Source organism: Crassaminicella indica (assembly GCF_019203185.1).
In the GTDB taxonomy this organism is placed as follows: domain Bacteria; phylum Bacillota; class Clostridia; order Peptostreptococcales; family Thermotaleaceae; genus Crassaminicella; species Crassaminicella indica.
This window is the reverse complement of sequence record NZ_CP078093.1, coordinates 1,656,109-1,679,952: the sequence shown is the minus strand read 5'-3', so window position 1 is coordinate 1,679,952 and position 23,844 is coordinate 1,656,109. Positions and strand designations below refer to the sequence as shown.

Sequence of the window (23,844 nt, the reverse complement as noted above, 5' to 3'; positions counted from 1 at the left end):
TCGACATAATCTTTCAGAATCATCTATGTAAATAATGGCAATGGGCTGTATCCTAGAATACAGCCAATTGCCATTTTATAGTTTAATCGTCATATTTTACTTTTAGTTCAATCTTATCTGGCAGCTCCTCTAATTCTGTCTTTACTACAACATAAGGATATGTAATTACTTGGGTAACAATATCCCCTGGTTTTGGATCTTTAAATGTAGTATAAACAACTAACTTTGTTTTACCATCTATATTTACTTTCTCAATACTATCTATTTGAATCGTATATCCACCTGTAGGTTTTTCTCCCCTTGTTGCAATAACAAATATTTCTCCATCAACTTTACAAGCTAAAGCTCTTTCTAAGCTTTTATATCTTGGTAAAATTTCTTGTATCTTTTGTGGGATTTGTTCTTCACTTAATAATTCAAAAGGCACGCCATCATCATCCTTTACAAAATATTTGACAGCATAAAATGCTGCTATAATAAGCATAATTACAATAGCTACAATCAAAATTTTCTTCCAGCTTAGCGCCTTAAGATTAAATTTTCCTTTCACTGGTATCCCCCCTTTTACCTATCTATATACTAAATCTTATTCCAAAGGTGGTACAAATATTCTCAAGGAATTTGAATATATTAAATTTTTAAGACAATATAAAAAATACTGAGAAACGCTACATTTCTCAGTATTCTTTATAATAATTATTTTTTATTGATAACTTCCTCAACTACCTTAGCAATATCCTCTGCTGTTAAAGCATACTTTTTCATCAATTCTGCTGGCTTTCCTGATTCACCAAATGTATCTAATGTTCCAACTCTTTTCATTGGTATAGGGTAATTTTCCACTAATACTTCAGCTACAGCTGAACCAAGTCCACCTATGATATTATGCTCTTCTGCTGTTACGATTGCACCTGTTTCTTTAGCAGCCTTTATAAGGATTTCTTCATCAATAGGCTTGATTGTATGCATATCGATTACTCTTACTTCAATTCCTTTCTTTGATAGGATCTCTCTTGCTTTTATAGCCTCTGCAACCATAATTCCTGTTGCAATAATAGCAGCATCCTTTCCTTCTTTTACTTCTATTCCTTTTCCTATTTCAAAATTCATGTCTTCATCATAAATCACAGGTACCGCAGCTCTACCAAATCTTGCATATACAGGACCATTATATTCTGCCATAGCAAATACAGCTTTTTTTGCTGATACTGCATCAGCAGGGTTTAAAACTACCATATTAGGAATTGCTCTCATACAAGCTAAATCTTCTAAGGCTTGATGAGATGCACCATCTTCTCCTACTGTAATCCCAGCATGAGTTGCACATACCTTTACATTTAGTTTTGGATAACCTATAGAGTTTCTAATAATTTCAAAGGCTCTGCCTGATGCAAACATAGCAAAGGTACTTACAAATGGAATCTTTTCACTTGTTGCAAAGCCTGCTGCCGTTCCCATTAAATTTTGTTCTGCTATTCCCATATTAAAAAATCTATTTGGGAATTCCTTTTGAAATGCAGCAGTTTTTGTTGATTTTGATAAATCTGCGTCTAATACAACAACCTTTTCATTAACCTTTCCTAATTCCACTAATGCTTTTCCATAAGCTTCTCTTGTAGCAATTTTGTTATTCATTAGTTGGCACCCCCTAATTCCTTTAATGCTTTTTCTTTTTCATCATCTTTAGGTGCAGTACCATGCCAACCTACTTGATTTTCCATAAATGAAACGCCTTTACCTTTAATAGTTTTTGCAATAATCATAGTAGGTTTGTCCTTTATTTCATCAGCTTTATCAAGTACTGAGATAATTTCTTCAAAGCTATGTCCATCTATTTCTAATACATGCCATCCAAAGCTTTCCCACTTTTCTTTGATCGGATGAATATTCATAACATCTTCATTTTTCCCATCTATTTGAAGGCCATTAAAATCTAGGATTGCTGTTAAATTATCTAGTTTATAGTGGCTTGCTGCCATTGCTGCTTCCCAAACAATTCCTTCTTGCACTTCTCCATCTCCAAGTAGAGCATAAACTCTAATGTCTTTTTTATCAAGCTTTGCAGCTAAAGCCATACCAATACTACATGAAAATCCTTGTCCTAAAGATCCTGTGGACATTTCAACTCCTGGAGTACCTTTCATATCTGGATGACCTTGTAGCATTGCTCCTATATGTCTTAATTTCAGTAATTCTTCCTTTGAGAAAAATCCTTTTTCTGCTAATGTTGCATAAAGAACAGGTGCTGCATGTCCCTTAGATAGTACAAATCTATCTCTTTCTTCCCATTTAGGATTTTTAGGATCTACCTTCATCTTATAAAAGTAAAGTACTGTTAAAATATCTGCAGCAGATAAAGATCCTCCTGGATGACCAGATCCAGCTGCATGTACTGCTTTAATAATTCCTTTTCGAATCTCTGTGGCATTTTTCTTTAACATTTCATAATCTACCTTTGCCAACCGAAAACCCTCCTTATGTATATAATTATTTTTTAAATATTTCTTAATCTCTTAATTCATAAAAGCATTTTTACCTCAATATTATATCACAGTAAAATATTTAATCAATTTCATTTTTGAAATAGTACTTTTATCATAAACTTTGGCAGTACCATCATCCTTTTATATCTCCAGGGCTCTTTGAGTAATCTATAAAACCATTCAAGTCCTAACTTTTGATATATTTTAGGAGCTCTTTTTACAGTTCCTGCCCAAACATCAACACTTCCTCCAACACCCATGACAATCCTTGCACTAAGCATTTCTTTATATTTATCCATAAATATTTCTTGCTTTGGTACTCCTAATGCAACAAATAATATATCAGGATTTAATCTATTGATGTTTTCTATAATATTAATTTCCTCTTCCTCTTTAAAATACCCATCATGACATCCTTTTATTTCTACTCCCGGTAATTTATTTTTTATATTTTTACAAGCCTTCTCTGCAACTTCTGGCTTTCCTCCTAAAATATATATGCTCTTTTTATTTTCGTTACAATATTCTAATATTTTATACATTAGATCAACGCCTGTAACTCTTTCTTTAAGACCTTTTCCTTGAATTTTAGATGCATATATAAGACCAATACCATCAGGGATCACCAAATCAGCCTTATTGATAATTTGAAATAATTTTGAATCCTTTTGTGCTCGCATAATAATTTCTGTATTTGGTGTAATAATCATTTTACAACCCTTTGTATTTATAAATTCTATACATCTATTATATGCATCTTCTAAATTACCTTGATCAATGCATACTCCCATTATCTCTACTTTATGCCTCACTGCTGCAACCTCCTTCCTTTAAAAGCTTAATGACGATCTGTTCATTGACCCTTAATTTTTCTTGAAGAAGCTTTACTTTTTCTTCTAAAAGCTCCTTATAGCTTTCATGATTTTTTTGTACCTTTTCTATCTCTAAGATTAAATCTACATCATTTAAAGCTTCTGTACTGCATAGTGGTTCTAATTGTAGAGATTTCATAAAGCTATCAATTTTCGGATCATAAGAAATAGCAATAAATGGCGTATTCATAATTGCAGCAAATATTAAAGAATGTAATCTTACTCCTATAAGAAGGTTTAGATTTCCAACAATTCCTAACATTTCATTTATATCATATCTATTTTTAATAAAAAAAGCTTTTTGTTTCATTCTATTCTGTATATCTTCCATTATTTTTATATCTTCTCCAAAATGGAAGGGAATAAATACAACATCCATATCAAAATTTTCAATGAGTTTATCTGCTATATTGCATATATTTGATATAAATTCATCGCGCTCACGCCAACCTCTAATTGCAAATCCAATTAATGGTTTTTTCCTTTCTGGATCAATTCCTGCTTTTATCAAAATTTCTCTTCCTAGTTCAATATTTCCTTTTCTTAAACTGATAACAGGATCTGTTGTAACATAAATTGGAGGTACATTTACACCAATACGCTTTAATAATTCTTGAGAACCCTCATCTCTTACAATAATAGCATCTACTTTATTTAAAATCCACCTTACCATATATTGATTAAAGCTTTTATTTATAGGGCCAATTCCTTGTCCATAAATCAATATTTTTTTCCTTAAAAGAATAGCCATGAAAATAATAGCTAAATAATAGGTAATACTTCTGTGGCTTGTAACATCCTGAAGCAAACTGCCTCCACCACTAACAAACAGATCACAATCTTTTATGGCTTTATAAATTTGCCATAAATTTTTTCTATCTACTGCTTGGATATCATATTTTTGGGAAGTACTTTCAGGATTTGCTGAAAGTACTGTTATTTCTATATCTTTTTTATACTTCTTAAAATTATCTACAATAGAAGTTAATATAGATTCATCTCCCACATTATTAAAGCCATAATAACCTGAAATGACAACCTTACTCATGATGTGCTGCTCCTCTCATGACTTTTAAGAGCTTCACACTACTATACAGCAGCAAAGCATAAATACTTCCTATCAAAATACCAAATATCAATGAATATCCTGTTCTTACAATAGATAAAAGCATAGGGGTTCTTAAATGACAAAAAGTATTTACAATGGAGGTTTGTCCGATCACTGCACATAATCCAAATATAAAAGTAAGCCATTTTATCCTTTTCTTTGCTACAAAGAAACCTAACATTAGTGCTGGAAATGCAAATAAAAATTCTTTTGTTCTCGGTCTAGCATAAAATTTTTCTTCTAGCATATTTCTAAATATCATTTCTAAATTAGATGGCTGTATTGAAGTTTCATGACCTGTTCTAGCTATATATATATATCCTACAACCAATAAAACAGCACCCACTATTACATAAATAATCTTTACATCATCAAATAATAAATTTTTTATATCTTCCCATTTTAACGTTTTAGCTTCATAAATACCTTTGTTTCTTTTATATCCAAAATACCCCATATAAAGAATGATGAATATAACAATTGGAATTAATTGGCTAAACTTCACTCCTCTAAAAATACTCATTTCTAATAAATATTCAATATCTGAAAGAATGCTTCCTACCATGAATGATCCTATCAAGGATATCAAAGAGCATATAACTAAATCTTTTATAACAACAATAAAATCTTTTAAAATAGATTTTTGTTGAATTCCTTCCTTATAGTAAATACTACACCTACTGCAAAAATATGCCATGCTCAGAGAAGGAAATATAATAGCTGCACTTAATGCTAAAAGAATTTCTCCTATATGAGGCTTTACTAAAAATATCCCTGTTACCCCAACGATTCCAATACCTAATAGGATATAGCTTATTTTTTCTTTTAACCTTACAATATTCTCAAGTAGTAAAATCCCAGCAGCTACTACTCCCCATCCAATCATTATTTTATATCGATTTCTTACTTTATTCGCATCCATTACACTAGCAGGGCCTATTTTCATTCCATGACTACTTAATCTTGTTCTAAATCTATCAAACATTTTTTCATATTCTTTATAGTCTGTTACATAAATATAATCATCATATTTGAAAGGCTTAAAATATATAACTCTTATATTTCTTTCTGTTACAGCACGATTTAAGCTATTTTCTATTTCCTCTGCACCTTTATAGTTATAATACTGAAATCTCTTCTGAATAAATTTCAATACACTAAAAACTCTTACACTATCATAATCTAAATTTCTTGTCAGATCATATAAGCCCTTTTGCTTGATATGTTCTCTTTGTACACCTGATTCAATCATTCCAACCTTTATATTATTTTTTTTCATATAATCTTCTAAAGCTTTAACATTCTTTGGATAACCTAAAACCTCTCCCCCACCAAAGATCATATAAGGAGGAATAATATGAAATTTTTTATAATCATTAATAGTACCTTCAACTAGCTTTTTAGAGCTCCAGCTACTATAATTATAAGGTCTTGGAACTACCTTCAATCCACTCTTTTTTATTAAATTTACCTTTTTTTCATCTAATCCTAATCCTAACCTTATCAATTTTGAAGAATAAAGCTTTGAAACTTCTTTAAAGCCTTTATTTTTAACATCAAAGACCTTTTCAATTTGCGTATACAAAGCATCCTCTGCTGTTCCATCTAATATAAATAGATATTCATCCTTTTCTTCCATGATTTTAAATTTACTTTTATCATATCTACTTTCTAGTCCATTTTTAATAAATTCATATAGCTCTTTTGATTTTGTTCTTGCCAAAACATCATATGAATCTATTTTTTCTTTCTCAAAAAGTTCTACTATGGCTTTAGGATATTCTTTTTTCCAATTCATATCCTTTATGATACTTCCGATCATCTCAACCTTTATAGGTTTATTTTCCTCTATCATAGATTCAAAGCTTTCTTCATTTAAACCTACACCACTAACCCCTAATGTTTTGAATTTTCTAAACCACCATTCTAAATCCTCATCTGATTGCTTTGCCATTTTTTCAAACTCTTTATAATCTAATATAACATCTACTGTCTTATTGTTTGATTCTATATGGATTCTTTTCATAGCTGTAATAGAAACAATCAATAAAGAAAAGATCAATATAAATAATAAAATATATTTTTTCTTCATCTTCTCACGTCCTTTTTCATAGTATTTCATCATCTATTCCCTTTTAATTTCTTTATTAATGGTTGAACAAAATGATTATATAATGTAAAAGCTTCTTCTAATTTTAGCTTCATAGTTACAAAAGCGTATACTACACCACCTACAATACTTGGAATTATCACTACAATGATTTTGCCTATTAGTCCCTTATCATAAAAATATACATTTAGTATTTTCAATGTTGGCATTACTGCTATAGCCATCACCAAACAGCTTAATATCACCTTTATAAAAGTATTCCATAAGCTTTTAACATCTAAATATCCCATTTTTCTCTTGAATGCTCTCATCAGTCCAATACTCCCCACAGTAGATGCTAAAGCTGTTCCTATAGCCAATCCAACCACATCAAATTTTGGTCCTAAAATCCAATTGAGGATCATATTTGAAACGATTATGAGTAAAGCATATTGAACAGGTATTTTTTTATCATTTCGTGCATAGAAGGCTTTATTCACAACATCTAAAATACCAAAGCTAATCATACCTAAAGCATAGCAAGCAAACACTGAGCCTGTAATAACAGCAGCATGATGGGTAAATGCTCCTCTTTCAAAAACTAAACTTATTATTGGATTTCTTAAAAGAACAATCCCTGCTGTCATTGGCAGTAACACAAATGTCATTAATTTGATAATAGCAGCAATAAACTGAGCATACTGCTTTTCACTCAAATTCACTGCCTTTTCTGCAAATTTTGGAAACATGACAGTATTGATTCCTAAAACAGTAGTAGTAGTAATAGCTTGATACAATATATTTGCATAATATAGAAAAGATATTTTTCCATGTCCTAAAAAAGATGCTTGTTTTTGATCTAATAAAATATTTAATTGATTTACAGATGCTACAATGATAATTATCAAAATCATTGAAAAAAATTCTTTTATATATGGGTCTTTAAAGTTTATACGAAGATTATATTTGTAATCTTCCTTATATAGAAAAGGGGTCATTACTAAAAATTGAAGTATCCATCCAATAGTAGTAACAACAGCCAATCCCTTTACACCATATTTTTGTGAAAAAAAGCATAAAAAAACTATGATCATCACATTGGCTGGGATACTAATAATAGATGTTACTTTAAATCTTTCCATAGATTGCAATAATGATACAAATACATATGTAATACAGATAAAAATCAAAATAGGAAACATAATCCTTGTTAATTGAACAGTTAAATGAAACTTATAGTACTCAAAGCCCTCAGCAAGAAGACCCATAATTTGTTTAGAAAACAATTCTCCTAAAACGGTAAGAATACATGCAATAAAGATTAAAATATTTAACAGATTATTCACAAAAGAAAAAGCTTCTTTTTTTGTAGCTTTATTAAAAATTCTTACAATAATAGGTATAGTTGCAGTAACAATAGCAGCTCCAATATTTACAAATATAATCGAAGTACTATTGAGTGCCATAATATATGCATCAGACTCCATATTAGCTCCTAGCTTACTGCCTAATAAAGCATCTCTAAAAAATCCTAAAAATTTTGCAAAAAAAGTTAAACCTATAACTGCAAAAATTGTTTTGATGGTTTTCTTATAATTATTCATCGCAACCTCCATGACTGAAAAAAAGCGCGCAGGCGCTTTTATTGAATCTCATAACTTCCTTTGATTAATATATATGTTTTGTCCATAAGAACTTGTACACCTCTACCATCTCCTCTTGGTAATAACAGCAAATGATTTAGGGGTATAAGTTCTCCTGACTTTAAATCTTTTCCAGAAATTAAATCTGCTACTCCTCCAGATTCACTTGCAATAGCAGCTGCTTGTCCAGAACGGATAATCATTTCTGTGCTTGCACCACCAATGACCCTTTGTCCTTTTTGAACCTCTATTATCTCAAAAACAGCTCCCTGCACATTTCCTTGATAATTACTTGTATCATTCTTTTCCAACGCTTCTTTTATTTTTTCATCTATATAATATTTAAGCTGATTTATTCTATGCTCTACATACCCTCTACTAACAAGTGGATCCTCTTGTGATCCAGCCTCACTACTCATAGCTATCGCTACATAAGAAAACAACAACAAACCTATACAGGTACTCATAATTATTAGCAACGACCTCTGGCTCTTTTTCATCTGTAATCCCCCTTAACCATTCATATTTGACAACATATTGCATACTCTATCATTTTATCATAAAATGTTTTTTTATTGTGTATATATTTATTAATTTTTTATTACATAAGTTAAGAACCTTCATTGTTTAAAGGAAGTGAGTTTTGAAGTTGTTTATCTATAGGTAAACAACTTCAACATAAAAAAAAGAAATATATAAAGATAAGTGAATGACTTCGATAACTTTTGTAAAAAAACTTACTGAAATTTCATGAAAAATACGTTAAGAACCTTCATTGTTTGAACGAAGTGAGTTTTGAAGGTTTAGTATTTTTTCATGAAATGAAGTTTTGTTTTTTCAAAAGTTATCTGGAATGAACTATCTTTTATATTTCATTTTGAAGTTGTTTATCTATAATATAATTTTATAAAAAATATAGATGTATACTTCTAAAGATAATATTTAGAAGCACACATCTATAGAATTATATTTAAAATTGGAAATAAATAAAACTGCTCTCCTCTGTTTTTGTAAATAAAATTAATATAATCAAAATTCCAATATAGGCAGCTGCACGTATAAATGGAGGAAAATACTTCTCCCACAGCTTTGTTAAAGTAATATCATTCTTTCTAATAAAATATTCTAATAAGTGAATGCAATAAAGAAAAGCAATAAATCCAAAATAAATAAAGTATCTAGGACTATAAGTCATATTCGATAGTGTAATCATCTCTTTGATCATATAAAGTGCATCATTAAAGCTTCCTGCTCTAAAAAATACCCATCCTATTGTAGTTAAATGAAAAAATACAAAAATAGATATAAGCTTGTAAAGCTTGTTATTACGATTAAAAGAAATATTTTTTCTATAAATTTTATGAAGTACACTTAAAACACCATGATAAGTTCCCCATATTATAAAAGTCCAAGCTGCTCCGTGCCAAAGACCTGATAGTGCCATAGCTATGATTAAATTTACATACTGTAGAAAAACTCCTTTTTTTGCCCCCCCTAATGGAATATAAATATAATCCTTAATCCAAGAAGACAAAGTAATGTGCCATCTTTTCCAAAATTCTGATGGGTTTCCACTAATATATGGAGATTTAAAATTAAGCTTTAACCTTAATCCAAATAAATGCCCAATACCTACAGCAATTTCACTATACGCAGAAAAATCAAAGTATATCTGAAATGCAAACAGATAAGCTGCAAACCAAGCATCTAGAGTATTCAAATTCATTACTTGACTAAAATAAAAATCAGCCTTAGAAGCTAAAAAATCCGCAAATATTATTTTTTTAGCAAGTCCCATAGTAATATAATAAAAACCATATTTTATATTGCTCAAGGTAAATGGATTTTTCTGTACATTCAAAATTTGAGGAATAAACTCTTTCCCACGCATAATAGGTCCTGCAATCAGCTGTCCAAAGAAAGAAATAAATACCCAAAAGCTTATAAAAGAATCACAAGGCTTTATTTCTTTTCTTTTTACATCTACTAAATAAGCTATTAGCTGGAATGTATAAAAAGAAATCCCTACAGGCAACATAATCTTCGCTAATAAATGCTCCTGCCACGGAAAAGTAATACCTATGATTTTTTCAAGATTTTTCAATATAAATCCTGTATACTTAAAAAATGCTAAATTCAAAAGGTTTACAAGTATTCCTATGGTATATAGTATTTTATAATAGCTTTTATCTAAATGCAGTGCACACACATATGTAATCAGTGATACAAGCATAAATAATACTAAATAGCTTATTCCTGATGCTCCATAAAAGAGTATATTAACTAAAGCCAACAGATAAATTCTTTGTTTTGGAAAAGAATAAAAAAGCATGAATGTAATAAAAAGCAAAATCATAAATTCAAAAGAATGAAACAGCATTTTTTATATCCTCCATTAATTAATATTCCATTTAACAATCTCATTCCACAGCTTTTCAGCTAAAATTTCATAGCCTTCTGGAGTTAAATGGACATGATCTGAAAAAAGATTATAATCTATTTTTTTATTAAAATTTATGTATGTTACTGGTTTATTTTTAAAATATGCATCTATTTTATTTAAATTTTCTTGAAACCCAATCTTTGATGTATTATCCTTTAATAATTCATCATTCATTGCTGCAAGAAAAATAAGTGTATCTTTATCCTTTTGCAACTGAATAATTTTATTTAAAAAATATATTTGAGGATTGCTCTCATCCATCACAAAGGCTATATCACTAAATTCTCTTTGATACATAGGTTGTTTTAATAAATCCTTCAGAAATTCCTTTTCATACCAGGGCTTAATGTCTTCTCTTTCTACAATATTACCCTTTAAGCTTTTGAATTTATCAATCAAATAAGCCTGTATATAATCTTTATATTTAAATACAGCTATATTTTCATACATAATATTTTTAGCATTCTTAAGTTTTTTCTTAATAATATTTTCTTCTACCTTTTCATTTGCAATTAACTGTTTTTCTATATGATAATAAGCATTAGGATCTACTTCCTTTAATTGATCCTTCAACCAAAAAACAGGTGAAGGATCAGGATTACGTGCTACAAATCCAGCATAAATAATATTTATGATTAAATGATCAGAGGATATACCATATTCTTTCATCTTAAGGAGTACCGTATAAATATCTCCTGTCTGCATAGCTGGCATAGAAAGATTAAATACCCTAAAAGACTTACCGTATTTTTTTGCTTTTTCATTTAAAAAATGTGCTAAAGAAGATTCAGCAGGACCTGGATTACTATATCCAACTGAATCCCCTAATATAATTACATAGTCCTTTAAATTTTCTTGATCAATTATTCTTTTCACTTGTTCAAAAACAGCTTCTATATTTGTGGGACGATTCTTTACCGCATCATAGCTTAATCGATCATTATACACAGCCTGAACAGGAATTACATATTCCAAACCAAACTGTATAATCAATGCATACAGAAGAAAATATAATATAATCCTTTTAAATTGTTTCATTTTCTAATCCTTCCTCTTTTCCTTCATGAAAATATTTTAATCTTTCTCTAAAAGTATTTATGAATTCTTCTCTTCTATCCATCCTGTAAATTCTAGCCGGATTCATATTTTTATCCCAATCAATACCGTTCCACCATATAGCTACCTTAATATTTTTATATTGATTAGAAGAAAATCCATCAAACATATCATTTATCCACTTGACTTTATCTCCACCAATCTCATTTGACCCAAATTCTGTAATCATAAAGGGCTGCTCAAAAATAGATATATATTCTGAATAAAGCTGTGGGTAAATTTCATCAAATTCTCTCCATTTTTCGCCTTGATAATAAGTTCCTGTATTGTATCCTGTAAGTCCTATGATATCTACATATTGATCTCCTGGATAATAATTCAAATAATGATTCCATTTGAAATTTGGGAATGATACATCATTAGGATTCCATACCCACAGCACATTATCTACACCGTTTTCTTCAAAAATTTTATAAACATATCTCCATACTTCCTTATAAAGATTTGTATCCTTAGAGCTATAATAACTTGAATAGACACACCAATCTCCATTCATTTCATTATTTAATCTAAAAAGGATAGGATGATTAAATTCTTTTATTTTTTTTGCATACCTTTGAAAATAATCATCATATTTTCCATCTAAAATATCGTATGTAATACTAGAATTGTCTTGCCCCATATGCATAGTTTGAAGCGTTAGCTCTACGTATCGATTATTTTTATAGGCATTTACCATTTCTTCCATAGGAAAAGGCACATCTAGTGATTGGTATCTGACTAAAAACTGAAAAGTATAGTCAATCTTATCTTCTAATGCATTAAGATACCAAAAACTTTTTGGGGCAGTATATTCAAAGATTCCCCATCTTAATTTATCACTTTCTAAAAAATATTTCTGATAGAATGCTTTTGTTTCATCATTTAGATTTTTTTGTACAGGTTTGAATTTTACATTGATATGATGATTATCTACTTTTTCTATTAACTGAAAACTATTAATAATATCCATATACTCTTCATAATTTTCAAAAGGTGTTGCTGATTTTATAAAAATGGTATAGACTTCATGACTATTTTTAATAATTTCTGCACTCACATAATAATTTTTATCATTTTCTACTCTAGAGAGCTTTTTTCTGCTCCATTTTAGTAAATGTGTCTGCATCCCATTTACTAAAATCATATTCTCATATTCTTTATAGTGGTCCGTACTGTTTTTTATAAATGCATTACTATAGTTTATATACCCCATTGATGAATGATGTGTATTCCTAAAATCATCATAATATATCTCAATTTCTCTTTTTTCATTTCCTATAACTGTTTTAACCGAAGATAGCGTAGTATCTACCCACATATCCTTAGGGTAATTTATCATATATCCATCTGCATAATTTATATATGTTGTATACTGATTATAATTTTCATTCCCCATATCAAAAGCTTCTACTGTATTACCATAAACAAAAAAACTTGAAAAACAAATAATAAATACACATAATAAAAAACTGTTTTTTTTCATAAATCGATTAAAGCCTCCCTTTCAAATATAACTTAAACACATCTTTTTTACAAATTCTTCACTATTATAGCATAAATTTCAATGTAATGAAATCACTAGCATTGTATACATTTATCCTCATAAAGAAAATCACGCATTAAAATATTCAAAGCGTGATTTTCTTATTGCCTTTACTTTTTAAATCTATTTTTCATCGACAGAAAGAATTTCATATGTTACTTCATCATCATTTACAGTAAATAATATAATTTTAGGAATTGTAAACATCTCCATATCATGATAATCATTTAAATTCACATAGTGTATGCCATCTTCAGGGTAAATTGAGAAAATATCATTATCTCCTGTTATAACCCAAACATCTGCATTTTTTTCTAGCTTCATTTTTTTTAATGTATCCTTAAATAATTTTTCTTCTAATGGATCTTTAAATCTTATCGGTTTTGGTAATGCAATAAATATATTTTTGCTATCTATATTTTCTACAGTATTTAAAAACCAACGCCATTGTTCAAAATTTGTTTCTCTTAAAGACCCTTTGCTATTATCTAAATAAATGAATAAACTATTCTTATATTTACTAGAACCATACCCTCCATTAGCTATAATACTTGGCTGATTTAATTGTTCTTTTAATAAATCTCCTATAGGCTCTGTAAATAAATTCATTTGCGCCATATTATTAGACATATTAGCAATTTTATCTAATATTTTATCATCAGATGGAATAGACCAATTTACAAATAGTCTAAAGGAATCCTCTCCTCTTAAATTAGCTTTTTTATTTCTGCTGTCTACAAATTTATCTGTTTTTGGAATACCTCCTTTGTAAACATTTGGATACATTGCAGTTAACTGATCAATATAAATTTTCCCTATATCCTTTGAAAGACTATTAGTTTCCACAACATATATTCTTTCAAGCTTAAAAGGACTCTTTATGCTTTTAGGGATAACAGCTTCAACAAACTTCCAATCTGCCCAATCAATGCTAGGTACTAATGTGATATTTGTAGGATTTCCGCTTGCATCGACAATTTTTGCCTTTAGCATATGTCCACTTTCATTACCATATACCCACAATCCAATTTTTTCAGGAGCTTTATCAAAATTTATTCCACCATTATCAAATACCAAGTAAGCAGCCCTTGTAGCATCTGTAGTTGTAAAATCATAGGAAATTTCCCCTGAATAATCGCCTACTTTACTAATATCTGACAATTTATAATCTCCTGTTACCTCATTAGGATAAGCTAAAAAGGTTCCATTATTATTTTCAAAATCATCTACAACCTCTTCTTTTGAACCTACCACAATAGGCACATAGCTACTAAGTCCTTTGTAAGATACCTTCATAAGTCCTGAACCTGACTCATTAGAACTTTGAAAATATCCTTCACTATCTATATTTCCTAAATTATCAGGAATATCTACATTCAACTCATTAATATCTACTATTGCTCCATAGCCGTCCTTATCTATTACCTTTGCTTTAATATATTTCCTTTTATTTTTATCTATATGTATTTGTGATGGAAATACCCTTAAGCTTACAGGATTATCTATAACTCTAATAGGAAAGGTAGCATATTTTCCTTCATACTCAGCTACTACTGCTCCAACCCCTGAAGTAGTTGCTTTGAAACAATTATTATCAAATTCTCCATTTACACCGCTAACATGCCATTTTACAGCATTAGGATCTATTTCTACCGGATTGTAATTTTCATCATATGCTTTTAATGTAAATTGTTTTGAAGTATTTATGAGCATATTTTCATCTTTTGCTTCTAATATAATCCCTCCAATTTCTTCAAGCTGAGGAGCATAGCTTACAACACCAATACCATTCATAATTCTTCTCTCTCTGCCCTCTGAAGGATTATTGATCACTTTCCTATTTTCTTCTCCAAGAGGTCTTAATACCATATCTGTAGAACCACCACCATCAAAATTAATAGCATTATATGCTCCAAGAGAGAGCATAATTTGTCCTAATTCTTCTTGCGTTACCCCTGTAAATGATCTGCTTCTACCATCAATAGTAACAAAGAAGACCTCTTTTTCATCTTTTGTTATACCTAAAGCAGTTCTTGGATGTTTTCCTTTGATATTCATATAATAATCAGATACAACCTGTCCATCTTTTACAATAATTGATCCTCCAGAAATAGTTAGAGCTAAATCCTCAAAATTTGGATTTGTCTCAGCAGAAAAATTTACATAATCTCCAACAACAAAGTTTTGTCCAACCTCTATTGCCTTTTGTCCTGTTGCAAATAATACATATCCATCTTTAGGTATATAGCTTCCTGTCTGCGCTTTTACCATATCCTGAATAATATTATCTTTTATAATCAGCTCTATACCACTTGCAAGCTTAGGACTAAGGGCTGGTGTTTTTTCTCCCCATTTTGGCGTATAAATAATACAAGTATTTTCATAATCAGATTCTTTATTAACCGCAAGAACCTTTAATTCAAATCCAGTATTTTCATTTGTCAATATAATATTTGGATTTGTCCATTTTTTAATAAAAGGTATATGATCCTCTGACAAATTAAATGTAGGTACCATATGATCTGTATATGATGTAGTCGTAAGAAGTTCTCCATTTCTTACCATAGGTCCAATTGTTGCTGCTGTTTTCATACTAAAAAAGTCACCATTTATAGCCCCTATTATATTTTCTCTTTGATTTACTAATGTTGATAATCTTGCCTTTTGACTTAGTCCATCTTGATGAAATAATAAATCTAAGCTTGCATCCTCTTCATCTAAATTCACCCTAATCACATTAATATTTACCCAGCCACCATCTGTAAACTTAAGAATATGTTCATGTTTTACACCTTTTGCTATATTGTTTTCATTTCTCTCTTCATAAACGGTATTATTCCAATCTGCATAAACAATGTTTGGCATATTGGCAAAAGTCAACGAACACGCTAATCCAAAAGAAATTAATATCTTTTTCCATTTCTGCATATTATATGCTCCCCCTTCCTTTTTCCTGCTTATAATTTTCATATAATAATCTATGTAAATTTTGTATTAGCATATATTTTTAAATGCTCTACAAAATTTTTAAAGCTACACTACCATTATATCAATATGACACTCAAATAGGGTTACGAATGTATTACAATTATATTCGAATATTGTAATATTTAGGCACAATTAAAATATGGTATAATTTAAAATATCATACATTAAACTAATGATTAATACTATAAAAGTACATTATTGAATTAATTCAGATGATTTTTGTTATAATTTTTTATAAATATAATGGTAAAAAAATCATTTGAATCTATTTTGGGAGGATAAAATATTGAAAGATATTGAAAAAAAATATATTATGACGGTAACATAGACATAATTAGGATAATCAATAACTACAAATATTAAATATAAAAAAATTAGCTGATACTTTTAGCATCAGCCAATTTTTATATTCAAAAATCTATTAATCCAAAGCTAATTAATAACGCCTCATTCACCTTATCCATCATCTCATCATCGGAGTGCCCTATTTTTTCTCTCAACCTTCTTTTATCAATAGTTCGAACTTGTTCTAACAAAACTACTGAGTCCTTTGTTAATCCATATTCCGAAGCACTAATTTCAACATGGGTAGGCATTTTTGCTTTGTTAATTTGTGAGGTGATTGCTGCCACAATGATAGTTGGACTATATTTATTCCCGATGTTGTTCTGAACTACAAGAACTGGTCTTACCCCTCCTTGTTCGGAACCAACAACAGGACTAAGATCTGCATAAAAAATATCTCCTCTTTTTACAATCACATTACTCACACTCCGCTAACTTAGCTTCATAATTTGACAATACATCCATATCTATATCTAAACCTACTTCTGATAATGTTAAATTCATAGCCCCCATTTCCCTATAACCCTTTTTCATGCTTTCTCTTATTTGAATTTTGCGTCTTTCTCGAATATATAATTTCATTGCTTCTCTAATAAATTCACTTCTATTTCTTTTCTCTATTGCTACAATATTATCTACTTCCTCCAAAAGAGTATTTGGTAAACTGATCATAATTCGTTTAGACTCAGCCATATAGGGCACCTCCTGAAATTATAAAAATCTATATAAAGACATTTGTATCCATTTTAGTATATATTAAAAGCTATATCACATTATATACTATTAATTATAAGTGTGTCAATATGACTACTTTTTATACACTCTTTCCAAAATTTATATTATTCTTGAAGGTAATCTTTTATTTTTACCACTTCATTTCTTCTTATGTATACTCTTGGAACACGTCTTGCAACCATACATACAATCTCATAGTTTATTGTATCAAGCAAATTTCCTATATCATCTGCTAAGATAGTATTTGTTCCATCTGTTCCTATTAAGACAACTTCATCTCCTACCTTAACATTTTCTACATTTGTTACATCAATCATACATTGATCCATACAAATTCTACCTACAACAGGTACCTTTTTGCCTCCTATTAAAACCTCTGCTTTTCCTGATAGCATTCTCGTATAGCCATCTGCATATCCAATAGGAAGAGTAGCTATCTTTGATTTTTTATTAGTAACATACTTTAATCCATAGCTTATTCCAACATTTTCAGGTAATTCCTTTACATGGCTCACTTTGGCTTTTAGTGTCATCACTGGTTTTAAATCTAAAACATCCTTTCTAACTTCATCAGATGGATATAATCCATAAAGAATCACACCAGCACGAACCATATCTAAATTCATCTCAGGCAAATCTATAATAGCTGCACTATTAGATACATGCTTTATTTGAATATTTATACCTTCTTTTTCCAACATATTTGAAAAGCTCATAAACTTTTCATATTGCTCATATGTAAAAGCTTTATCTGATGCATCAGCAACTGCAAAATGAGTAAACATACCTTCTATTACTACATTAGGAAGATTAAAAATTTCTTTTATATCTAAAACAGCATCCTTATTTGTCTGAAATCCTATTCTACTCATACCTGTATCAAGCTTTATATGAAATATTACATCTTTCTTTAAATCTTGTGCTTTTTCTGAAAACTTTTTCGCTTGTTCTAACGAATAAATAGTCTGAGTAATTTTATTATTTATGACTTCCTCAGCATTTGTTTCTTTTGTGTATCCTAAAATTAATATAGGTACATCCTTGTATACACGTCTTAATTCTAATGCTTCTGATAATGTAGCAACAGCAAATCTATCTGCTCCATTTTCAAGAAGTATCTCTCCAATTTCTACAGCACCATGACCATAGCCATTAGCCTTTATAACAGCAGTAACCTTTGCATCATCTTTTACAACCCTTCTTATTTCCCTCATATTGTGTGCAAGGTGATCCAAATTAATTTCCGCCCACACAGGTCTTGTTTTTTCTAATGATAACATCCTTTTATCCCCCCATTTTGTATGTAAGCCTTTGTTACCTCGTATAATTTTTCTCTTGTTAAGCTTCATCTTTATCAATCATCAGCTTGAAAATAAAATAGCTCTTCTTTAAGCTTTGGATTATATTCAAACACTTCATATTTTACCTCTATTCTCTTATCACCCTTTACGTCAAATACCTCCAATAAATAGGGCTGCATCTTTTCCATATCTATCCATAAACGTTCTTTATGATAATATGCATGATTTCCAGGAATATCTGTATCTATCACAAAATATTTTTTATCGTCTAAACCTTCAACATTTACATTTACCTGTTCTGAATTCAAAAAATTTTTTATAAAATATCCCAAGAACAGATTCTGCTCCTCATTTGAAAATTCGTCCGTAATCCATGTCTGTTCAATCCCAGGATGGTATATCCAAACCTTTTTCCCATTTGATAAAGTAATTTTCCCTTTTAAATTTTCAGGTGATATAACTTCCAATTTATATCTATTAGGCTTTTTAAACCACTGCTTCATCACATATTTTTGCGAACCTTTATTACCTATAGAAGTAATTTCTACTCGACAGGTATAGCTCTCCATTTTATGAAGCTTTTTTTGAACATCATAAAATATATCTTGTTCTGTCTTTGGCGCACACCCTGTAATAAGAAGGATAATAAAAATACTCAATATTATTCCTCTACCTCTCATCATAACCCCTCCACGTAAAGATTCCTATATTCATCTTTACGTGAAACTTATCCTTCTTATGCATCTATATTTATCTTCCTACAATCTCTTTTATAGCAAAAGGTATTTCCTTTACAATATCTGATGCCAACAAGCCATATTCTCCAACTTTTTGTGCTGCTAAATCTCCTGAAGCTCCATGAATATATACAGCTACAGCAGCAGCATTTAAAGGTTTGATTCCTTGAGCAATCAGTCCTGTTATAATCCCTGTAAGTACATCTCCACTTCCTGCAGTAGCCATTCCTGGATTACCAGTTGTATTGATATATATTTCTCCCTTTGGTCCTGCAACAACTGTTCTTGCACCCTTTAATACAACTACTACATTCCACTTTTTAGCAAACTCTGACGCTACCTCTATTCTATTGTTATTTATATAATCAATTTCTAATCCAGTTAGTCTTGCCATCTCTCCTTCATGAGGTGTCATAACTGCTTTAGATCTAATAAGCTCCAACAATTCCTTTCTATCCGCTAAAGCATTCAAAGCATCTGCATCTAATACAATAGGCTTTGATGTATGCTCTAGCATATTTCTTAAAAGCTCTTCTAATTCCCTACTTCTTCCACTTCCTGGACCTACAGCAATTGCATCGCTCTCTTCCATTGTCTTAATAATCTTTTCAATATCACTAATGCCTACTACGCCTTTCCTAAACTCTGGTAATGGTACAGTAATCGCTTCTGTAAGCCTTGTTTCCATAATAGTATTTAAGCTTTGTGGTACAGGAATTTTAAGTAATCCTGCTCCACTTCTTAAAGCTGCCTCACAAGAAAGAATTGCAGCTCCTGTCATTCCTGTAGATCCTGCTACAATATAAGCTTTACCATAGGTTCCCTTATGAGTATCTCTTTTTCTAACAGGCATATACTCTTTTACCATATTATTTGTAATTAAATTAATATTTAATGACATATCTTCTACAGCTTTATTTGGAATACCTATATCCTTTAGAATCATCTCTCCTACATAATCAGCCCCAGGATAATTAATATTTCCAAGCTTTAAAAGTGCCAAAACAACAGTTTTAGTAGCCCTTACTGCTATCCCGCAAACGCTTCCATCATCTGCACAAATCCCTGATGGAAGATCAATGGCTATAACTTCTTTTTTTGAATTATTGATTATATGAATAACTTCTTTAATCAATCCGTCAACTTCTCTTTTCAATCCTGTGCCAAAAATAGCATCAACAATCAGGCTACTGCTTTTAATAATTTCTGAGAATTTTTTCAAATTGTTAACGCCTACTAAAATATGAATGTCTACATTTAATTTATGAATAATATTATAATTCTTCCTTGCATCTCCACTTATATCAGCTGGATTTCCTGTGATAAATACCTTTACAGGTATTCCTTTATTCAATAAATGTCTTGCTACAACAAAACCATCTCCACCATTATTTCCCATTCCACAGACAATAATTACTTCTTTATTTTCTTTATCTTTAATAGACTTTAAGACTTCATCCACTACAGCCAACCCTGCATTTTCCATTAATACAATACCAGGGATCAAAAACTCATCAATAGCAATACGGTCTAACTGCTTTATTTGTTCACTATTTACAACTTTCATAAAATGCTCACTCCTTAAATCTGATCCTCATTATTCCGCAAAGGCTTGTGCTACAGCATAAGCTTTGCTGTGAGATATACTAATATGTATTTTTTTAATTCCTTTATCCTGTGCTGTTTTTTTTGCATTATTATAGATAATGACATATGGTTTTCCTAAAGTGTCTCTGTGAATTTCTATATCTGTCCACTTAAAATTCCTAAAGCCTGTGCCTAATGCCTTCACAACAGCCTCTTTTGCTGCAAAATTTCCTGCAATAGTATTAACACGATAATTGATCGTTGAAAAATAATTGATCTCTTTTTGTGTAAATATTCTATGTAAGAATTTATCATTCCTGCTTATAGCATTAGATATTCTTTCTATTTCTATAATATCTATTCCTATTCCTTTCATATTTTTATCTCCTATTCTATTTCTCATAATTATATTTTACATAAAAATAATTTTATTAGCAAAAAAAGCATGTAAAAATCACATACTTTTGCGCAATTTTTACATGCTTGAAAGAAATTGTTTATCTAATTTATTAGTTTGTTCATATCCTAATGTATTATGCAAATAAGCATATAAGGTTTCTACTCGACTTTCTAAATTAAGCTTTTCATCCCAACTATTCTTTAGCTGATCTCTTAATTTTATTATTTCTTCTGTAAGCTCCTTAAGCTTTTTATTTCCATCTTCTATATCCTTATAAGCTATTTCAACAGACTCTTTCAAAAGCTCCATATTTAAACCTTCTATTTCCTTTGGCAATATTTCAAGCTTAAACTGAAGCTCGTCAATTCGGTCATTCACCTCAAGTAATTTTTCTTTAGCATCCTCTAATTGAATCAACAACGATTCCTTTTGATTATTATTTACTTCATCCGACAGCTTAAGAATTCTTTCCATTAAATTTTGCTTAAGTTTTCTATGAATATTATATTGCTTTATTGCTTCTTTTTCTTCAGCTACCTTTTCTTCTAAAGCTTTCGCAGTTTTTTTCATAGACTTTGTCATACATTCTTCAAAAAGAGATTTCCACTCTGTATCTTTTATTAATACGGGTATCTTGTTTTTTTTCATAATATATTCATCTAAAACAACGTTTTTTGCCATTATTTTAACCTCCAAATTTTTCCCTGTCTTCATAAATATATCGTAAACAAAGCCTATATGCAATAATAGGACTATAGTCCTATATTTATGCAATACCTAAAAATTTAGTCGCTATTGAAAAATAAACAAATAAGGATACAGCATCTACAATAGTTGTAATCATTGGACTAGCCATAATAGCAGGATCAAGTTTTAAAGTTTTTGCAATAATAGGTAATGTTCCACCCACAAGCTTTGCTATTATCACCACAACAATCAAGCTAAGACATACTGTAGCAGCAATCCTAATATCTACATGTTGAAAATAATAAAGCCTAATAAAATTTACCAAAGATAAAATGATGCCTACAATACAGCTCACTCTTAGCTCTTTCCAAATTACTTTTAAAATATCATTAAGATCAATCTCTTCTAACGCCATCCCCCTAATAATAAGCGTAGCAGACTGTGCTCCTGCATTACCACCTGTTCCCATAATCATAGGCATAAATGCTGCAAGTGCTACAACAGATGTCAGCACATCTTCAAATTTATGAATAATGCTTCCTGTAAATATGGCTGAAATCATAAGTGCAAGCAGCCAAAGAATTCTTTTTCTTGCTAATGTAAGGACACTGGTTTCAAGATACTCTTCTTCAGAAGGCTCCATAGCCGCCATTTTATGAAAATCTTCTGTGTTTTCTTCTTCTATAACATCCACGATATCATCTATAGTGATAATCCCAAGAAGTCTTTCTTCCTTATCTACAACAGGTAATGCTATAAAATCATATTTTTTAAAAAGATGAGCAATTTCTTCTTGATCATCAAAAGTATTTACATAAATAACTCCTGTGTCCATAATTTCTTCAATCGTTTTATCATCATCACTGACAACAAGCTTTCTTAAGGATACAATCCCCTCTAATATTCTATTTTCATTCATAACATAGCAGGTATAGATAGTTTCTTTGTCAATTCCAATTTTTTTGATATATTCCATAGCCTGCTTTACAGTCATTTCTTTTTTAAGTCCAACATACTCTATTGTCATCAAGCTTCCCGCAGAATTTGCAGGATAATTCAAAAACTGATTAATAAGCTTTCTTTCTTCTTCCTTCGTATTTTTTAATATTTTCTTTACAATAATTGCAGGCATTTCTTCTAAAATATCAATCATATCATCAAAAAACAGCTCATCCATAATATAACTTATTTCTTTATCTGTAATTGCATTAATAATATACATTTGATTCTCATTAGACAGGTTGGCAAACACCTCTACTGCAATATCCTTTGGCAACATTCTAAAAAGAATCAGTGCATTATTTGTATCCATTTCTTCTAAAAGTTCAGCTATATCTACTGAATTCATTTCTAGCACTTCTTTTCGTGCCTGAGCATACTTTTTGGTGTTCATCAATTCGATTATATAATCCTTCATACAAAGCCCTCCTTAGAAGAGCCATAAACACCAAATGATGGTTATGGCTCTATTTAAAATATTTATTTTACTAGTTTTCCGTTTAGGTAAGGGACTAGTATCCACAACCATCACCAGCCTTTCTTTAATTTAAAAAATAAAAAACCCTACTCAACAGTAGAGAAAAAGATTTATTATTATTATTATTATATGTTATCTTCCCCTACTTATCAAGTTTTCTCAATATTTATTTCTCTTTAATTGCCTGTTTGTTATTATATGTTTATTTTTCATTTAATATTTGAAAAACTTTTATTATCCATAAATCTCATTTTTCAAAAGATTTTATATTGACTAACAACAAAATCAGTAGTAAAATATGCTTAATT

At 30.0% G+C, this 23,844-nt stretch carries 20 protein-coding genes; all 20 read right to left on the bottom strand.

Annotation, left to right across the window (positions count from 1 at the left end):
• Positions 1–82: 82 nt before the first annotated feature.
• On the bottom strand, positions 83–550 hold the full coding sequence (locus KVH43_RS07940; protein WP_255547712.1) for a protease complex subunit PrcB family protein: 468 nt from the start codon (positions 548–550) through the stop codon (positions 83–85).
• A 146-nt stretch (positions 551–696) separates the two neighbouring features.
• The gene (locus KVH43_RS07935; protein ID WP_218282023.1) at positions 697–1,635 is read right to left on the bottom strand and encodes a transketolase family protein; all 939 of its coding nucleotides are present in this window, start codon (positions 1,633–1,635) and stop codon (positions 697–699) included.
• On the bottom strand, positions 1,635–2,462 hold the full coding sequence (locus KVH43_RS07930; protein ID WP_255547711.1) for a transketolase: 828 nt from the start codon (positions 2,460–2,462) through the stop codon (positions 1,635–1,637). Before KVH43_RS07930 ends, KVH43_RS07935 begins: the two co-directional genes overlap by 1 nt.
• Positions 2,463–2,572: 110 nt before the next feature.
• Positions 2,573–3,295: a WecB/TagA/CpsF family glycosyltransferase gene (locus KVH43_RS07925; protein ID WP_255547710.1), complete on the bottom strand. Its 723-nt coding sequence runs from the start codon at positions 3,293–3,295 to the stop codon at positions 2,573–2,575.
• A complete protein-coding gene (csaB, locus tag KVH43_RS07920; protein WP_218282022.1) occupies positions 3,285–4,403 on the bottom strand; it encodes a polysaccharide pyruvyl transferase CsaB in 1,119 nt (372 codons plus the stop codon). Before csaB ends, KVH43_RS07925 begins: the two co-directional genes overlap by 11 nt.
• Positions 4,396–6,555, bottom strand: a complete 2,160-nt coding sequence (locus KVH43_RS07915) for a DUF5693 family protein (protein WP_218282021.1) — start codon at positions 6,553–6,555, stop codon at positions 4,396–4,398. Before KVH43_RS07915 ends, csaB begins: the two co-directional genes overlap by 8 nt.
• Before the next feature lie 29 nt (positions 6,556–6,584).
• Positions 6,585–8,156 carry a murein biosynthesis integral membrane protein MurJ gene (gene murJ / locus KVH43_RS07910; RefSeq protein WP_218282020.1) on the bottom strand — a complete coding sequence of 524 codons (1,572 nt, stop codon included), beginning with the start codon at positions 8,154–8,156 and terminating at the stop codon, positions 6,585–6,587.
• Between the two features lie 38 nt (positions 8,157–8,194).
• Entirely contained in the window at positions 8,195–8,695 is a 501-nt protein-coding gene (locus KVH43_RS07905) for a hypothetical protein (RefSeq protein ID WP_218282019.1), read from the bottom strand.
• Between the two features lie 470 nt (positions 8,696–9,165).
• On the bottom strand, positions 9,166–10,575 hold the full coding sequence (locus KVH43_RS07900; RefSeq protein WP_218282018.1) for an MBOAT family O-acyltransferase: 1,410 nt from the start codon (positions 10,573–10,575) through the stop codon (positions 9,166–9,168).
• Between the two features lie 15 nt (positions 10,576–10,590).
• Positions 10,591–11,676, bottom strand: a complete 1,086-nt coding sequence (locus tag KVH43_RS07895) for an SGNH/GDSL hydrolase family protein (protein ID WP_218282017.1) — start codon at positions 11,674–11,676, stop codon at positions 10,591–10,593.
• Positions 11,663–13,219 (bottom strand): glycoside hydrolase family 26 protein, encoded by a 1,557-nt coding sequence (locus KVH43_RS07890; RefSeq protein ID WP_218282016.1) that lies wholly within the window; start codon positions 13,217–13,219, stop codon positions 11,663–11,665. The genes KVH43_RS07895 and KVH43_RS07890 overlap by 14 nt, the downstream gene beginning before the upstream one ends.
• Positions 13,220–13,402: 183 nt before the next feature.
• On the bottom strand, positions 13,403–16,207 hold the full coding sequence (locus KVH43_RS07885) for a phosphodiester glycosidase family protein (RefSeq protein ID WP_218282015.1): 2,805 nt from the start codon (positions 16,205–16,207) through the stop codon (positions 13,403–13,405).
• Between the two features lie 470 nt (positions 16,208–16,677).
• Positions 16,678–17,037 (bottom strand): type II toxin-antitoxin system PemK/MazF family toxin, encoded by a 360-nt coding sequence (locus KVH43_RS07880; protein WP_476695942.1) that lies wholly within the window; start codon positions 17,035–17,037, stop codon positions 16,678–16,680.
• On the bottom strand, positions 17,030–17,305 hold the full coding sequence (locus KVH43_RS07875) for a CopG family ribbon-helix-helix protein (protein ID WP_218282013.1): 276 nt from the start codon (positions 17,303–17,305) through the stop codon (positions 17,030–17,032). The genes KVH43_RS07880 and KVH43_RS07875 overlap by 8 nt, the downstream gene beginning before the upstream one ends.
• Positions 17,306–17,451: 146 nt before the next feature.
• Positions 17,452–18,627 carry an alanine racemase gene (alr, locus tag KVH43_RS07870; RefSeq protein WP_218282012.1) on the bottom strand — a complete coding sequence of 392 codons (1,176 nt, stop codon included), beginning with the start codon at positions 18,625–18,627 and terminating at the stop codon, positions 17,452–17,454.
• A gap of 74 nt (positions 18,628–18,701) precedes the next feature.
• Positions 18,702–19,331: a LolA family protein gene (locus tag KVH43_RS07865; RefSeq protein WP_218282011.1), complete on the bottom strand. Its 630-nt coding sequence runs from the start codon at positions 19,329–19,331 to the stop codon at positions 18,702–18,704.
• 67 nt (positions 19,332–19,398) lie between these two features.
• Positions 19,399–20,952, bottom strand: a complete 1,554-nt coding sequence (locus tag KVH43_RS07860; protein ID WP_218282010.1) for an NAD(P)H-hydrate dehydratase — start codon at positions 20,950–20,952, stop codon at positions 19,399–19,401.
• Positions 20,953–20,982: 30 nt separating this feature from the next.
• Entirely contained in the window at positions 20,983–21,348 is a 366-nt protein-coding gene (acpS, locus tag KVH43_RS07855) for a holo-ACP synthase (RefSeq protein WP_255547709.1), read from the bottom strand.
• Between the two features lie 99 nt (positions 21,349–21,447).
• The gene (locus KVH43_RS07850) at positions 21,448–22,053 is read right to left on the bottom strand and encodes a hypothetical protein (protein ID WP_218282008.1); all 606 of its coding nucleotides are present in this window, start codon (positions 22,051–22,053) and stop codon (positions 21,448–21,450) included.
• 85 nt (positions 22,054–22,138) lie between these two features.
• Entirely contained in the window at positions 22,139–23,476 is a 1,338-nt protein-coding gene (gene mgtE / locus KVH43_RS07845; RefSeq protein WP_218282007.1) for a magnesium transporter, read from the bottom strand.
• Positions 23,477–23,844 lie beyond the last annotated feature (368 nt).

Coding starts and splice junctions, on each gene's coding strand:
- mgtE (WP_218282007.1), bottom strand. CDS start 23,476: ATGAAGGATTATATAATCGAATTGATGAACACCAAAAAGTATGCTCAG.
- KVH43_RS07890 (WP_218282016.1), bottom strand. CDS start 13,219: ATGAAAAAAAACAGTTTTTTATTATGTGTATTTATTATTTGTTTTTCA.
- KVH43_RS07885 (WP_218282015.1), bottom strand. CDS start 16,207: ATGCAGAAATGGAAAAAGATATTAATTTCTTTTGGATTAGCGTGTTCG.
- KVH43_RS07895 (WP_218282017.1), bottom strand. CDS start 11,676: ATGAAACAATTTAAAAGGATTATATTATATTTTCTTCTGTATGCATTG.
- KVH43_RS07865 (WP_218282011.1), bottom strand. CDS start 19,331: ATGATGAGAGGTAGAGGAATAATATTGAGTATTTTTATTATCCTTCTT.
- KVH43_RS07935 (WP_218282023.1), bottom strand. CDS start 1,635: ATGAATAACAAAATTGCTACAAGAGAAGCTTATGGAAAAGCATTAGTG.
- alr (WP_218282012.1), bottom strand. CDS start 18,627: ATGTTATCATTAGAAAAAACAAGACCTGTGTGGGCGGAAATTAATTTG.
- KVH43_RS07850 (WP_218282008.1), bottom strand. CDS start 22,053: ATGGCAAAAAACGTTGTTTTAGATGAATATATTATGAAAAAAAACAAG.
- acpS (WP_255547709.1), bottom strand. CDS start 21,348: ATGAAAGGAATAGGAATAGATATTATAGAAATAGAAAGAATATCTAAT.
- KVH43_RS07905 (WP_218282019.1), bottom strand. CDS start 8,695: ATGAAAAAGAGCCAGAGGTCGTTGCTAATAATTATGAGTACCTGTATA.
- KVH43_RS07860 (WP_218282010.1), bottom strand. CDS start 20,952: ATGAAAGTTGTAAATAGTGAACAAATAAAGCAGTTAGACCGTATTGCT.
- murJ (WP_218282020.1), bottom strand. CDS start 8,156: ATGAATAATTATAAGAAAACCATCAAAACAATTTTTGCAGTTATAGGT.
- KVH43_RS07900 (WP_218282018.1), bottom strand. CDS start 10,575: ATGCTGTTTCATTCTTTTGAATTTATGATTTTGCTTTTTATTACATTC.
- KVH43_RS07875 (WP_218282013.1), bottom strand. CDS start 17,305: ATGGCTGAGTCTAAACGAATTATGATCAGTTTACCAAATACTCTTTTG.
- KVH43_RS07915 (WP_218282021.1), bottom strand. CDS start 6,555: ATGAAGAAAAAATATATTTTATTATTTATATTGATCTTTTCTTTATTG.
- csaB (WP_218282022.1), bottom strand. CDS start 4,403: ATGAGTAAGGTTGTCATTTCAGGTTATTATGGCTTTAATAATGTGGGA.